11 protein-coding genes and 1 other annotated feature are annotated in these 15,405 nt (G+C 42.0%); all 11 genes read right to left on the reverse strand.

Annotated elements, in window-relative coordinates; genetic code table 11:
• Positions 1 to 223: 223 nt before the first annotated feature.
• The 11 genes from tuf to rplA all read right to left on the reverse strand — a co-directional run bounded on the left by tuf (position 224) and on the right by rplA (position 15,349).
• Complete coding sequence (gene tuf, locus HNR31_RS17310; RefSeq protein ID WP_181557436.1) at positions 224 to 1,411, reverse strand: elongation factor Tu; 1,188 nt, start codon at positions 1,409 to 1,411, stop codon at positions 224 to 226.
• A gap of 134 nt (positions 1,412 to 1,545) precedes the next feature.
• Positions 1,546 to 3,624 (reverse strand): elongation factor G, encoded by a 2,079-nt coding sequence (gene fusA, locus HNR31_RS17315; protein WP_181557437.1) that lies wholly within the window; start codon positions 3,622 to 3,624, stop codon positions 1,546 to 1,548.
• Between the two features lie 149 nt (positions 3,625 to 3,773).
• Complete coding sequence (gene rpsG, locus HNR31_RS17320) at positions 3,774 to 4,244, reverse strand: 30S ribosomal protein S7 (RefSeq protein ID WP_181557438.1); 471 nt, start codon at positions 4,242 to 4,244, stop codon at positions 3,774 to 3,776.
• Positions 4,245 to 4,291: 47 nt separating this feature from the next.
• Positions 4,292 to 4,714 carry a 30S ribosomal protein S12 gene (gene rpsL, locus HNR31_RS17325; protein ID WP_027410231.1) on the reverse strand — a complete coding sequence of 141 codons (423 nt, stop codon included), beginning with the start codon at positions 4,712 to 4,714 and terminating at the stop codon, positions 4,292 to 4,294.
• A 104-nt stretch (positions 4,715 to 4,818) separates the two neighbouring features.
• Positions 4,819 to 5,067: a 50S ribosomal protein L7ae-like protein gene (locus HNR31_RS17330; protein WP_181557439.1), complete on the reverse strand. Its 249-nt coding sequence runs from the start codon at positions 5,065 to 5,067 to the stop codon at positions 4,819 to 4,821.
• A 133-nt stretch (positions 5,068 to 5,200) separates the two neighbouring features.
• Complete coding sequence (gene rpoC / locus HNR31_RS17335; RefSeq protein ID WP_181557440.1) at positions 5,201 to 8,803, reverse strand: DNA-directed RNA polymerase subunit beta'; 3,603 nt, start codon at positions 8,801 to 8,803, stop codon at positions 5,201 to 5,203.
• Between the two features lie 172 nt (positions 8,804 to 8,975).
• Positions 8,976 to 12,542, reverse strand: a complete 3,567-nt coding sequence (gene rpoB / locus HNR31_RS17340; protein WP_181557441.1) for a DNA-directed RNA polymerase subunit beta — start codon at positions 12,540 to 12,542, stop codon at positions 8,976 to 8,978.
• Between the two features lie 233 nt (positions 12,543 to 12,775).
• Positions 12,776 to 13,378 (reverse strand): class I SAM-dependent methyltransferase, encoded by a 603-nt coding sequence (locus HNR31_RS17345; RefSeq protein ID WP_181557442.1) that lies wholly within the window; start codon positions 13,376 to 13,378, stop codon positions 12,776 to 12,778.
• Positions 13,379 to 13,483: 105 nt separating this feature from the next.
• Positions 13,484 to 13,852, reverse strand: a complete 369-nt coding sequence (gene rplL / locus HNR31_RS17350; RefSeq protein WP_181538847.1) for a 50S ribosomal protein L7/L12 — start codon at positions 13,850 to 13,852, stop codon at positions 13,484 to 13,486.
• A 55-nt stretch (positions 13,853 to 13,907) separates the two neighbouring features.
• Positions 13,908 to 14,408 (reverse strand): 50S ribosomal protein L10, encoded by a 501-nt coding sequence (gene rplJ / locus HNR31_RS17355; protein ID WP_181557443.1) that lies wholly within the window; start codon positions 14,406 to 14,408, stop codon positions 13,908 to 13,910.
• A 42-nt stretch (positions 14,409 to 14,450) separates the two neighbouring features.
• Positions 14,451 to 14,597 (reverse strand) — a sequence feature (ribosomal protein L10 leader region).
• A 50-nt stretch (positions 14,598 to 14,647) separates the two neighbouring features.
• On the reverse strand, positions 14,648 to 15,349 hold the full coding sequence (rplA, locus tag HNR31_RS17360; RefSeq protein WP_181557444.1) for a 50S ribosomal protein L1: 702 nt from the start codon (positions 15,347 to 15,349) through the stop codon (positions 14,648 to 14,650).
• Positions 15,350 to 15,405: the final 56 nt, after the last annotated feature.

Consider the following 15,405-nt stretch of genomic DNA (forward strand, 5'->3'; position numbering starts at 1 on the left):
TGTATCAGCAACCTTCCACTTCATCGCAGTCAAAGACCAACATTAGATATTATACAGATATCAGTGCTCAATTGCAAGTAAAATCTTGTTTACTTACACACTTCTTTTATTATACATGCTGGTATATGCTATTTCAATTCATTGTGAAATTGTTTGAATTTTACTTCATAATACTAAAAAACAGGCTTGTCTAAGACAAGCCTGTTTTAGGTTTAGCTATTAATTACTCAATGATAGAAGATACAGAACCAGCGCCTACTGTACGGCCGCCTTCACGGATAGAGAATTTTGTACCTTCTTCAATCGCGATTGGCGCGATTAATTCTACTGTCATTTCAACGTTGTCGCCAGGCATTACCATCTCTACGCCTTCTGGAAGAGTGATGATACCTGTTACGTCAGTTGTACGGAAGTAGAATTGTGGACGGTAGTTAGTGAAGAATGGAGTATGACGTCCACCTTCTTCTTTAGATAATACGTAAACTTGCGCTTTGAATTTTGTATGTGGAGTGATTGTTCCTGGTTTTGCAAGTACTTGACCACGCTGTACTTCGTCACGAGATACACCGCGAAGAAGCGCACCGATGTTGTCACCAGCTTCAGCTTGGTCAAGAAGCTTACGGAACATTTCCACACCAGTAACTGTTGTAGCTTTTGGTTCATCAGAAAGACCGATGATTTCTACAGCGTCACCAACTTTTAAGATACCGCGCTCAACACGACCAGTTGCAACTGTACCACGACCAGTGATTGAGAATACGTCCTCAACTGGCATCATGAATGGTTTGTCAGTTTCACGTTGTGGAGTTGGGATGTATTCATCAACAGCATTCATAAGCTCAACGATTTTTGCTTCCCATTCAGGGTCGCCTTCAAGAGCTTTTAATGCAGAACCTTTGATAACTGGAACTTCATCTCCAGGGAACTCGTATTCAGATAATAAATCACGTACTTCCATTTCAACAAGTTCTAATAATTCTTCATCGTCTACCATATCGCATTTGTTTAAGAATACTACGATGTATGGTACACCTACTTGACGAGATAAAAGAATGTGCTCACGAGTTTGTGGCATTGGACCGTCAGCAGCAGATACTACAAGGATTGCACCGTCCATTTGTGCTGCACCAGTGATCATGTTTTTCACGTAGTCAGCGTGACCTGGGCAGTCAACGTGTGCATAGTGACGGTTGTCAGTTTCGTACTCAACGTGTGCAGTTGAGATTGTAATACCGCGTTCACGCTCTTCTGGAGCAGCGTCGATTTGGTCGTACGCACGAGCTTCTGCTTTACCTTGTTTTGCAAGAACTGTCGTAATCGCAGCTGTTAAAGTTGTTTTACCATGGTCAACGTGGCCGATTGTACCAATGTTAACGTGTGGTTTAGTGCGTTCGAATTTCGCTTTAGCCATTAGAAATATCCTCCTTATTAATTAAGTGTAATTTTAAAAATTTATAAGTATAGAATGCCTGGGAGCAAATACATAGCATATTTACTCCCAAGTCTTACATAAGTATTTATACTTGAACTATGCCTAGAAATCAATTATTCACCTTTATTTTTTTTGATGATTTCTTCAGCAATGCTTTTAGGAACTTCTTCATAGTGGTCAAATACCATGGAGAATGTTCCGCGTCCTTGAGTATTTGAACGTAATGAAGTTGCGTATCCGAACATTTCAGCAAGCGGAACCATTGCATGTACAACTTGTGCATTACCGCGAGCTTCCATGCCTTCTACACGTCCACGACGGGAAGTGATGTCACCCATAATGTCTCCAAGGTATTCTTCAGGGATAACAACTTCTACTTTCATAATTGGCTCAAGCAACACAGGATCACATTTTGCTGCTGCATTTTTCAATGCAAGAGAGGCAGCGATTTTGAATGCCATTTCACTTGAGTCTACATCGTGGTAAGAACCATCGAATAATTTAGCTTTAATATCAACCACTGGATAGCCAGCAAGAACGCCATTTTGCATTGCGTCTTCAAGACCTGCTTGAATTGCCGGGATGTACTCTTTCGGAACAACCCCACCGACAATCGCATTTTCAAACTCGAAGCCTTTTCCTTCTTCGTTTGGAGTGAATTCGATCCAAACATGACCGTATTGACCGCGACCACCAGATTGACGCACAAATTTACCTTCTACTTGTGCAGACTTACGGAATGTTTCGCGATATGCTACTTGTGGAGCACCAACGTTTGCTTCAACTTTGAACTCGCGACGCATACGGTCAACAATGATATCAAGGTGAAGCTCACCCATACCTGCAATGATCGTTTGACCCGTTTCTTGATCTGTCCATGCACGGAATGTTGGGTCTTCTTCTTGCAGTTTTTGTAAAGCTGTACTCATTTTATCTTGGTCAGCTTTTGATTTCGGTTCAATTGCGATCTGAATAACTGGCTCTGGGAATTGCATAGACTCTAACACAACAAGGTGCTTTTCATCACATAGAGTATCACCAGTTGTTGTATCTTTTAAACCTACAGCTGCAGCGATATCACCTGCATATACGGTTGAGATTTCTTCGCGATGGTTCGCATGCATTTGTAGGATACGACCGATACGTTCGCGTTTGCGTTTTGTCGAGTTCATTACATATGAGCCAGAATCTAATGTACCAGAGTAAACGCGGAAGAATGTAAGCTTACCAACATAAGGGTCAGTCATAATTTTGAACGCTAATGCCGCGAATGGTGCATCGTCACGAGATTCACGAACTACTTCTTCTTCCGTATCTGGAACAATACCTTTAATTGGTGGAATATCCACTGGAGAAGGTAAGTAGTCGACAACACCATCAAGCATTAACTGAACACCTTTGTTTTTGAACGCAGAGCCGCAAAATACAGGGAAAAATTCAACGCTAACAGTTGCTTTTCGAATTGCAGCTTTTAGCTCTTCTACTGTAATTTCTTCCCCTTCTAAATATTTCATCATAAGCTCTTCATCAAGCTCTGCTACTGCTTCGATAAGCTTTCCGCGATATTCTTCAGCCATGTCACGATAGTCTTCAGGAATTTCAATACGCTCAATGTTTTTTCCTAGCTCATCGTGGTAGTGATATGCACACATTTCAACAAGGTCAATGATGCCAGAAAATTGATCTTCTGCACCAATTGGCAATTGAACTGGATGTGCATTTGCTTGCAAGCGTTCATGCAATGTTTTTACAGAATACAAGAAATCTGCGCCAATCTTGTCCATTTTGTTAACGAATACAATACGTGGAACTCCGTACGTAGTCGCTTGGCGCCATACTGTTTCTGTTTGTGGTTCTACCCCAGACTGTGCATCGAGTACAGCAACTGCACCGTCAAGTACGCGTAAAGAACGCTCAACTTCTACAGTGAAGTCTACGTGTCCTGGAGTATCGATGATGTTAATGCGGTGACCTTTCCATTGTGCTGTTGTTGCCGCAGACGTGATCGTAATTCCACGTTCTTGCTCTTGTTCCATCCAATCCATTGTCGCCGCGCCTTCATGCACTTCACCGATTTTATGAACGCGACCAGTGTAGAAAAGAATGCGCTCTGTTGTTGTTGTTTTACCGGCATCAATGTGAGCCATGATACCAATATTGCGAGTTTTTTCCAAGGAGAACTCTCTTGCCATGGTGGTTTTTTCTCCTTCCTTAAGTAAGTATCGTGTTTGAAAAAATCTTTGTAAATATAGGAATATAGGTGAGTGCACGAGAGGGTTCACCTCGCGTCGACTTCACCTATTTCCTATTATACAAAAAATGGATTACACAACCATAATGATTACCAACGATAATGAGCAAATGCTTTGTTTGCCTCTGCCATTTTATGCGTATCTTCGCGTTTCTTAACAGCTGCACCTGTATTGTTAGCAGCATCTAAAATTTCATTTGCTAAGCGCTCTTCCATTGTTTTTTCACCACGAAGGCGCGCATAGTTCACTAACCAACGAAGCCCTAGAGTTGTACGACGTTCTGGACGCACTTCAACTGGAACTTGATAGTTAGCACCACCAACACGACGAGCGCGTACTTCAAGAACTGGCATCACATTTTTTAGTGCTTGTTCAAACACTTCCATTGGATCTTTGCCAGTACGTTCACGAATAATATCAAATGCAGTGTAAAGAATTTTTTGTGCCTTTCCTTTTTTGCCATCGATCATAATTTTGTTGATGAGGCGTGTTACTAGTTTAGAATTGTAAATCGGATCTGGTAGCACATCTCTTTTAGCAACCGGACCTTTACGTGGCATAGTTTTTCCTCCTTTCAAGAAAAAATCCTATTTTTCTTTTGTTCTCATTATTTTTTCGCTGCTTTTGGTTTTTTCGCACCGTATTTGGAGCGACCTTGCATACGGTTTGCTACACCAGCCGTATCTAGCGCACCACGAACGATATGGTAACGCACACCTGGCAAGTCTTTTACACGTCCACCGCGAATCAATACGACGCTGTGTTCTTGTAAGTTATGACCGATACCAGGGATGTAAGCTGTTACCTCGATACCGTTTGATAAGCGTACACGTGCATATTTACGAAGCGCTGAGTTTGGCTTCTTTGGTGTCATCGTACCCACACGTGTGCAAACACCACGTTTTTGTGGAGAAGCAACGTTTGTTTGTACTTTTTTGAAGCTGTTGTACCCTTTGTTTAGTGCAGGGGATTTAGATTTCACAACTTTTCTCGTACGACCTTTGCGTACTAACTGGTTAATTGTAGGCATGATAAATTTCCTCCCTTCACATATAAGTTCAAGCCCACACATCCAGGCGGCTCATTATTTATGCAAAAACAAAGTTTTTGTAGTAAAATCCCACAAAAACAGTTTTAACGAATAATTGCAACAGCAGCAGCTCCTACTTGGATTTTGCATGCTTTTCCAAGTTTTTTCATCGAATCTACTTTTGTTACAGGAACATTCGCTTCTTTTGCTGCCTCCATAATTTTATTAATTATGGCAGAATCAGCATCCTCAGCAAGAATAACTTCCTGCGCTTTTCCTTCTTTCAGAGCTCTCACTGTTTGTTTTGTTCCTACTACGAACTGTTTAGCCTGCAATACTTTTTCATAAGACATATAAAATATCCTCCAAAGTACCAGGTTTTTTGGAACACCTTTATTACATTAACATTTTCTCAAGGCATTGTCAACTCTATTTATAAAAATAATTTGTTACCGACAAGAGCTTCTCTTGTCGGTAACTCGTAAATTATTTATTTGATGTTACTACATCCTCGTCGGCCTTTTTCTTGACTACAGGCTTAATTTTTCGGTAACGAGCCATTCCTGTTCCAGCAGGAACAAGCTTACCGATAATAACATTTTCTTTAAGACCTAGCAGCTCATCACGTTTTCCTTTAATTGCTGCGTCTGTAAGTACGCGTGTTGTTTCTTGGAAAGACGCAGCGGATAAGAACGAGTCTGTCTCAAGCGATGCTTTTGTAATACCAAGCAGCACAGGTCGAGCGGTAGCTGGTCTCTTTCCTTCAAGCAATACTTTTGCGTTTGCATCGGTAAATTGATGCACATCGAGAAGTGTACCCGGAAGCACATCTGTGTCCCCTGCATCAATGACACGAACTTTTCGAAGCATTTGACGAACCATTACTTCGATATGTTTGTCACTAATTTCTACCCCTTGCATCCGGTATACTTTTTGTACTTCACGCAATAAGTATTCTTGGACAGCAGTAATGTCTTTGACTTTGAGAAGTTCTTTCGGGTCAATCGAACCTTCTGTTAGCTCTTGGCCACGCTCAACTTGCTGACCTTCTTGGACTTTCAATCTTGCGTTGTATGGAGCGGTATATGTGCGTGTTTCCACTTCTCCTTTTACAACGATTTCTTGTTGGCGATCGCGTGTTTCATTAATAGAAACAACGACGCCGTCAATTTCTGAAATAACCGCTTGACCTTTTGGATTGCGTGCTTCAAATAGCTCTTGAACACGCGGCAAACCTTGAGTAATGTCGTCTCCGGCTACCCCACCGGTATGGAATGTACGCATCGTTAACTGCGTACCTGGCTCACCGATCGATTGGGCAGCGATGATACCGACCGCTTCTCCGACCTCTACTTCTACACCAGTCGCTAAGTTGCGACCGTAGCATTTTTTACATACGCCGTGTCTTGTATTGCATGTGAATGCGGAACGAATCCACACTTCGTCAATTCCCGCTTTAATAATCTCATTGGCGATATCTTCTGTAATCATCTCATTTTCTCGAACGATGACTTCGCCCGTTTCTGGATGTTTCACCGTTTTTCTTGCGTAACGACCGACAATACGCTCTTCTAGTTTAACAATGACTTCTGTTCCATCTGTTAACGCTCTTACAAGCATACCGCGGTCTGTACCGCAATCATCTTCTCTAACGATAACATCTTGAGCAACGTCAACAAGCCGTCTTGTGAGATAACCAGAGTCTGCTGTTTTAAGTGCCGTATCCGCCAGACCTTTACGCGCACCGTGCGTAGAGATAAAGTACTCTAATACCGTTAAACCTTCGCGGAACGAAGATTTAATTGGCAACTCGATAATTCGACCTGCTGGGTTGGCCATGAGACCGCGCATACCCGCAAGCTGCGTAAAGTTTGACGCGTTACCGCGAGCACCAGAGTCGCTCATCATAAAGATTGGATTTCGCTTATCCAATGATTCCATTAGCTTGCTTTGAATTTTATCTTTCGCTGCACTCCAAATGGAAATAACGCGCTCATAACGTTCTTCATCAGTAATTAACCCGCGTCTAAACTGCTTTAAGACCGTATCGACTTTCGCTTGTGCTTCTTGTAAAATTTCTTGTTTTTCCGGCAATACGACGATATCGGCAACGCCGATGGTAATACCCGCTTTCGTTGAGTATTGGAAACCAAGATCTTTCATGCGGTCCAACATTTTTGATGTTTCCGTGATCTTGAAACGCTTAAATACTTCCGCAATGATGTTTCCAAGAATTTTTTTCTTAAATGGAGGAACAAGCTCGCGTTTGCGAATTTCCTCTTTTACATTTACACCTTTATCAAGGAAGTACTTATCAGGAGTACGTTCCTCTAGGTTTTCTTTTGTAGGCTCGTTAATGTAAGGGAACGACTTCGGTAAAATCTCGTTGAAAATTAATTTACCGACGGTCGTAATTAATAATTTATTATTTTGTTCTTCTGTGAACGTTTCGTTTTTCAATGAACCTGCATGAATGGCGATGCGGCTGTGAAGATGTACATAGCCGTTATGGTACGCCAATAACGCTTCGTCCGTATCTTTAAATACCATTCCTTCACCGATGGCACCTTCGCGTTCCATTGTTAGGTAGTAGTTTCCTAATACCATGTCTTGCGAAGGAGTAACAACCGGTTTTCCGTCTTTCGGATTCAAAATATTTTGCGCTGCAAGCATGAGTAAGCGAGCTTCCGCTTGTGCTTCTGCAGATAATGGAACGTGTACCGCCATTTGGTCACCGTCGAAGTCAGCGTTATACGCTGTACATACGAGCGGATGCAAACGAATCGCACGGCCTTCGACAAGCGTAGGCTCAAACGCTTGAATACCGAGTCTGTGCAACGTTGGGGCGCGGTTTAAAAGTACCGGGTGTTCTTTAATTACAGATTCTAACACGTCCCATACTTCCGGATGTACACGCTCAATTTTCCGTTTTGCACTTTTTATGTTGTGCGCTAATCCTCTTTCAACCAATTCTTTCATAACGAATGGCTTAAACAATTCAAGCGCCATTTCTTTCGGTAAGCCGCATTGATACATTTTTAAGTTCGGCCCTACCACAATAACGGAACGACCAGAATAGTCAACACGTTTACCGAGCAAGTTTTGACGGAACCGTCCTTGCTTACCTTTCAACATATGGGATAAAGATTTTAGTGGCCGATTACCCGGACCTGTCACTGGACGACCGCGACGACCGTTGTCGATTAACGCATCAACCGCTTCTTGAAGCATGCGTTTCTCGTTTTGCACAATAATGCTTGGTGCCCCAAGATCTAAAAGACGTTTCAATCGATTGTTGCGGTTAATGACGCGACGATATAAATCATTTAGGTCAGATGTCGCGAAACGACCGCCATCTAATTGAACCATTGGACGTAATTCAGGCGGAATGACCGGAAGTACGTCTAAAACCATCCATGCCGGATCGTTCCCAGAGTTGCGGAACGCCTCTAACACTTCAAGACGTTTAATCGCCCGAGTACGTCTTTGGCCTTGAGCAGTTTTTAATTCTTCTTTTAATGCTTCGACTTCTTTTTCAAGATCAATATCTTGAAGAAGTTTTTTAATCGCTTCTGCTCCCATGGACGCTTGAAATGATTGACCGTATTTTTCACGATACGCGCGATATTCCTTTTCAGAAAGAAGTTGTTTTTTCTCAAGCGGCGTATCGCCTGGGTCAGTTACTACATAGGAAGCAAAATAAATCACTTCTTCCAAAGCGCGTGGAGACATGTCTAAAACAAGTCCCATACGGCTTGGGATTCCTTTGAAATACCAGATATGTGAAACAGGAGCAGCTAGTTCAATATGTCCCATGCGTTCGCGACGAACTTTAGCGCGGGTTACTTCAACACCGCAACGGTCACAAACAACACCTTTATAACGTACGCGCTTATATTTACCACAATGACATTCCCAGTCTTTCGTTGGACCGAAAATGCGCTCACAGAACAATCCGTCTTTTTCTGGCTTTAATGTACGATAGTTAATTGTCTCTGGTTTTTTTACTTCACCGTACGACCAAGAACGAATTTTTTCTGGTGAAGCAAGTCCGATTTTCATATACTCAAAATTATTTACATCTAGCAAGGGGCCTACCTCCCTCTTCGTCTCTAGGTTTTACCCTTATTGCTTTTAAAACCGTTACACGATTGAAGTTAGCACGTTTATTTTTGTTCCACAGCCCACCGCAAACAGAGGATTGAACCCTTGTCATAATCAGGGGGCTGCGGAACAGACGATCGGCGATAGTGAAAATAGCTTACTCTTTTGTTACAACATCTTTTTCTTCTGTCTTTTCAGCTGTGTCCATCCCTACCGTCACTGAATCAGCTGGTTGGACGTCATCATCCTCATCAAAGTTTTCCATGTTAATTTCTTTCTCATCGCTAGAAAGAATCGTTACATCCATTCCTAAACTTTGCAATTCTTTAATTAATACTTTGAATGATTCTGGAACGCCTGGTTCCGGAACATTTTCGCCTTTGACGATGGCTTCATATGTTTTCACACGACCGACGACATCATCTGATTTAACAGTAAGGATTTCTTGTAACGTATAAGCAGCACCATAAGCTTCCAACGCCCAAACTTCCATCTCACCGAAGCGCTGCCCACCAAATTGCGCCTTACCACCAAGCGGTTGTTGCGTAACAAGTGAGTATGGTCCTGTCGAACGAGCATGAAGCTTATCGTCGACCATATGAGCAAGTTTAATCATATACATAATCCCAACAGATACGCGGTTATCAAACGGTTCGCCTGTTCTTCCATCGTAAAGAACGGTTTTCCCGTCACGAGCCATTCCCGCTTCTTCTAAAATCGCCCATACATCTTCTTCGCGAGCACCGTCAAATACAGGAGACGCGACATGAAGACCAAGCTTTTTCGCTGCCATACCGAGATGTAATTCAAGCACCTGTCCGATGTTCATACGTGAAGGTACCCCTAATGGGTTTAACATGATATCGATCGGTGTACCATCAGGCAAGAACGGCATATCTTCCTCTGGTAAAATTCTTGAGATAACCCCTTTATTACCATGGCGCCCAGCCATTTTATCTCCTTCAGAGATTTTCCGTTTTTGAACGATGTAAACACGCACAAGCTGGTTTACACCCGGTGGGAGTTCATCTCCGTCTTCTCGATTGAAGACTTTAACATCCAATACGATACCGCCGCCACCATGTGGTACACGAAGCGATGTATCGCGTACTTCACGAGCTTTTTCGCCGAAAATAGCATGGAGTAGACGTTCCTCTGCAGTCAGTTCCGTTACCCCTTTTGGCGTAACTTTACCGACAAGCAAATCACCGTCTTTCACTTCTGCACCAATGCGAACGATACCGCGTTCATCCAAGTTGCGTAACGCATCTTCACCGACGTTCGGAATATCGCGTGTAATTTCCTCTGGCCCAAGTTTTGTATCGCGAGATTCAGATTCATATTCTTCAATATGAATGGATGTATACACATCTTCTTTAACAAGCCGTTCGCTCATAATAATAGCGTCTTCGTAGTTATATCCATCCCATGTCATGAAGGCAACAAGCACGTTACGGCCAAGTGCAAGTTCTCCTTTTTCCATGGATGGACCGTCTGCAAGAATTTCGCCTTTTTCTACGATATCGCCTTTTTTCACAATCGGACGTTGGTTGTAACATGTTCCTTGGTTAGAGCGAACGAATTTCAAAAGGCGGTATTTATCAAGATCGCCTTTGACTTCTTGACCATCGACTTCAATTAGGCGACGAACCCAAATTTCTTTCGCCTCGACTCTTTCTACGATTCCTCTATGTTTGCAAATAACAGCAGCTCCGGAATCCTTCGCTGATACATACTCCATTCCTGTACCAACGATCGGTGCTTCTGGCTCTAAAAGCGGCACCGCTTGACGCTGCATGTTCGCCCCCATCAATGCGCGGTTAGAGTCGTCATTTTCTAAGAATGGAATGCAGGCTGTCGCTGCTGATACAACTTGCTTTGGTGATACGTCCATGTAGTCCACACGATCGCGTTTGACAACGATGTTCTCACCGCGGAAACGCGCAACAATATCTTCATCTAAAAACGTTCCATCTTCAGCAATGCGCGCATTTGCTTGGGCAACCACATAGTTATCTTCTTCGTCGGCTGTTAAGTAGTCAATGCGATTTGTCACTTTTCCTGTTTCAGGGTCAACACGACGGTATGGCGTTTCGATGAACCCGAATTTATTCACTTTCGCATACGTAGAAAGCGAGTTAATTAACCCGATGTTCGGACCCTCTGGTGTTTCAATCGGACACATGCGGCCATAGTGAGAATAGTGAACGTCACGCACTTCAAAGCCAGCACGTTCGCGAGTTAAACCACCTGGTCCTAGTGCAGAAAGACGACGTTTATGCGTTAATTCCGCAAGCGGGTTCGTTTGATCCATGAACTGTGAAAGTTGCGAGCTGCCGAAAAACTCTTTAATCGCCGCAATCACAGGACGAATGTTGATCAGTTGTTGCGGTGTAATCGTATTTGTGTCTTGAATCGACATACGCTCACGCACAACGCGTTCCATTCGTGATAATCCAATTCTAAATTGGTTTTGCAATAGCTCACCAACAGAGCGGAGACGACGATTTCCTAAATGGTCAATGTCATCTGTATCTCCTACCCCATGTAGCAAGTTAAAGAAATAGCTAATGGAAGCAATAATATCCCCCGGCGTAATGTGCTTTACATCCTCCGCAATATAGCCGTTACCAATCACATTGATAATTTGTTCGCCATCTGGATCATCCGGCGAATAAATTTTAATTGATTGCAACGTAAACTCTTCATCTACAACGCCACCGGAAGGCTTGTAGACGCGAAAACCAACTCCATTTTCTAATTGCGGCAAGATTCGATCCAATGTTCTGCGGTCGATGATCGTACCTTTTTCAGCAATAATCTCGCCTGTTTCTGGGTCCACAAGTGTTTCAGCCAGACGTTGGTTAAAGAGTCGATTCTTAATATGAAGTTTTTTATTGATTTTATAGCGTCCTACACTCGCTAAGTCATAACGTTTTGGATCAAAGAAGCGAGAAATTAATAGACTTTTTGCGTTTTCAACCGTTGGTGGTTCACCTGGGCGTAAGCGCTCATAAATTTCAATCAACGCTTTTTCCGTGCTTTCCGTATTATCTTTTTCAAGGGTATTGCGAAGATACTCATTATCACCGATTAAATCGATAATTTCTTGATCAGATCCAAACCCAAGAGCACGGAGCAGTACAGTTACAGGTAGTTTACGAGTTCGGTCAATGCGTACATACACAACATCTTTTGCGTCGGTTTCGTATTCAAGCCATGCACCGCGGTTTGGAATGACTGTCGCGGAAAAACCTCGTTTTCCGTTTTTATCGACTTTACCGCTATAATATACACTTGGTGAGCGAACAAGCTGGGAAACAATAACACGTTCAGCACCGTTGATGATGAACGTCCCTGTTTCTGTCATAAGAGGGAAGTCTCCCATAAAGACATCCTGCTCTTTCACTTCACCTGTTTCCTTATTAATCAAGCGAACTTTAACACGGAGTGGTGCAGCATATGTAACATCCCGTTCTTTTGCTTCTTCAACAGAATACTTTGGTTCGCCTAAGCTATAATCAACAAATTCAAGGGAAAGGTTTCCGGCAAAATCTTCAATTGGGGAAATTTCTTTAAACATTTCCCGCAAACCTTCATCAAGAAACCATTGATAAGAGGAAGTTTGAATTTCGATAAGATTTGGCAATTCTAATACTTCACTAATACGCGCGTAACTTCTTCGTTGGCGGTGTCGTCCATATTGAACTAGTTGACCTGTCAACTGATTCACCCCTCAAATTCAAGCATTAATAAAATCGAAGGTAACCCTCAACATGTTTGCCTTACTATCAGACAAAAGAAAAATGGTTTCTATGAAGAAAACCACATTTTCACCTATTTATTGATTTTATAATTTTTCCCATTAAGGGTAAAATTATACCTATTACATATTTGATATCCGATTGAGGCTACACATTTGGCATTTTATAATGGTATCATAAACAAAAAAAGCTGTCAACGTTTTTTCGCCTTTATGATATAATATCCTTTTTTCTTTTTGACCACTTCTACATCAGGAAATAAAGATTGTAATTTTTCAAGCGCTGAAGGGGCACCTTGTTTTTTCTGAATAACAACCCACAGTTCTCCTTGAGGATGGAGATGAGCCATACTTTGTTCGAAAATGGAATAAACCACATTTTTTCCAGCACGAATCGGCGGGTTCGTCAAAATTGCTGCAAACATTTTATCCCCCACTTGGTCAAACAAATCACTTTGGTAGACGAACGCATTGTCAATGTGATTGATTTGCTTATTTTGATTAGCTAACTCAACAGCTCGTTCGTTAATATCAATCATTTCTACACGGCGTTCCGAAAAAGATTTTGCGATCGCTAAACCAATCGGACCGTAACCACATCCCACATCCAAGAAATCCCCTTCGACTTCCGGATTTTCAAATGCCTCAATTAATAAACGCGAACCAAAATCCACTTCTCGTTTTGAAAACACACCACTATCGGTTGTAAAAGTAAATTCGTTCCCCCTTAACGTAAATTTCCATGTTTGTGGATTACTCGAAGAAGATGGAGTTTTCGAATAATAATGTTCACTCAAATGACATCACCTTTTCATTACGTTTTCTATATTATTCATCATACCCATTTCTGTCCAATAAAAAAGCCCGCTACTATGAGCGAGCTTTTTAACATCTAGACATAATTACTTAATTTCTACACTAGCGCCAGCTTCTTCAAGTTTCGCTTTGATTTCTTCAGCTTCTTCTTTAGAAACGCCTTCTTTAACTGGTTTTGGAGTGTTGTCAACTAAGTCTTTTGCTTCTTTTAAGCCAAGGCCAGTGATTTCACGAACAACTTTGATAACTTTGATTTTTTGTGCGCCGCCATCAGCAAGAATAACATCGAATTCTGTTTTCTCAGCAGCAGCGTCGCCACCAGCAGCAGCACCACCAGCAACTACTACAGGAGCAGCAGCAGTTACACCGAACTCTTCTTCAATTGCTTTTACTAATTCGTTTAACTCTAAAACAGTCATATTTTTAACCGCTTCAATAATTTGTTCTTTCGTCATGGTCATGTTCCTCCTTAATCATGATTTTTATTCGATTCCATATAGAAAAATGGGATTAAGCACCTTGTTCTTCTTTTTTATCTGCAACAGCTTTTGCAACAAGAGCAAAGTTGCGGATAGGTGCTTGAAGAACGCTAAGCAACATAGAAAGCAAGCCTTCGCGAGAAGGAAGGGATGCAAGTGCTTTTACGTCTTCTACTGTTGCAATGTTGCCTTCGACGACACCTGCTTTAATTTCTAGTGCTTCATTTTTCTTTGCGAATTCATATAAAATTTTTGCAGGCGCTACTACATCTTCGTTACTGAACGCAATCGCGTTTGGTCCAGTAAGAACTTCGTTTAATCCTTCTAATCCAACTTCAGCAGCTGCGCGACGTGTTAGCGTATTTTTATACACTTTAAACTCAACGCCCGCTTCGCGAAGTTGTTTACGAAGCTCCGTGACTTCAGCAACGCTAAGACCGCGGTAGTCTACGATAACCGTTGATTTGCTCGCGCGGAGTTTTTCAGCAATTTCCGCGACAGTCTGTTTTTTGAGTTCGATTGCGCTGCTCATTTTTACACCTCCTGTAGAAGTTAAAATGAAACACCACTTATACCGCATCACAAAAAACCTCCATGCCTACGTAGACATGGAGGTACTATAAAGTGTATGACGATACACTTTTCTATACGTTCAAACACCTCGGTAGGAAATTAAGCTCATTCGAGCACCTACTGTCTACGGTACAAATGATATTCTCTTTTCAGACAAAATCTATCATACTAAACAGGATTTGAAAAGTCAACCCTGATTTATCGTGCTACAACAAATGTAGAAGGATCCACTTTAATGCCAGGTCCCATAGTTGAAGTAACCGTTACGTTTTTCACGTAAGTACCTTTCGCTGCAGCTGGCTTCACTTTTAAAATCGTTTCGTAAATGGTTGTGAAGTTATCTACTAACTTGTCATTGTCAAAAGAAACTTTACCGATTGGAACATGAATGTTACCTGCTTTGTCAACACGGTATTCCACTTTACCAGCTTTAATTTCTTTTACTGCTTTCTCTACGTCAAATGTAACGGTACCTGTTTTAGGGTTTGGCATTAATCCTTTAGGACCTAGGATGCGTCCTAATTTACCAACTTCGCCCATCATATCAGGAGTTGCTACGATGACATCAAAATCAAACCAACCTTGTTGGATTTTGTTGATATAATCTGTATCGCCTACATAATCCGCACCCGCAGCTTCTGCTTCTTTCGCTTTTTCACCTTTAGCGAATACGAGCACACGTTGAACTTTACCCGTTCCGTGTGGCAACACAACAGCACCGCGGATTTGTTGATCTGCTTTTTTCGGATCTACCCCTAAACGGAACGCAACTTCAACAGTCGCATCAAATTTAGCAACATTTGTTTTCTTTACAAGCTCGATTGCTTCAGTTACAGAATACGCTTTAGAGCGGTCAACAAGCTTTGCCGCTTCTAAATATTTTTTTCCTCTTTTCGCCATGTAAATTTCCTCCTCATTGTGGTTTTAGCGGAATGACCTCCCACGAATAAAGGTTG

Source organism: Thermaerobacillus caldiproteolyticus (assembly GCF_013761245.1).
GTDB lineage: Bacteria > Bacillota > Bacilli > Bacillales > Anoxybacillaceae > Thermaerobacillus > Thermaerobacillus caldiproteolyticus.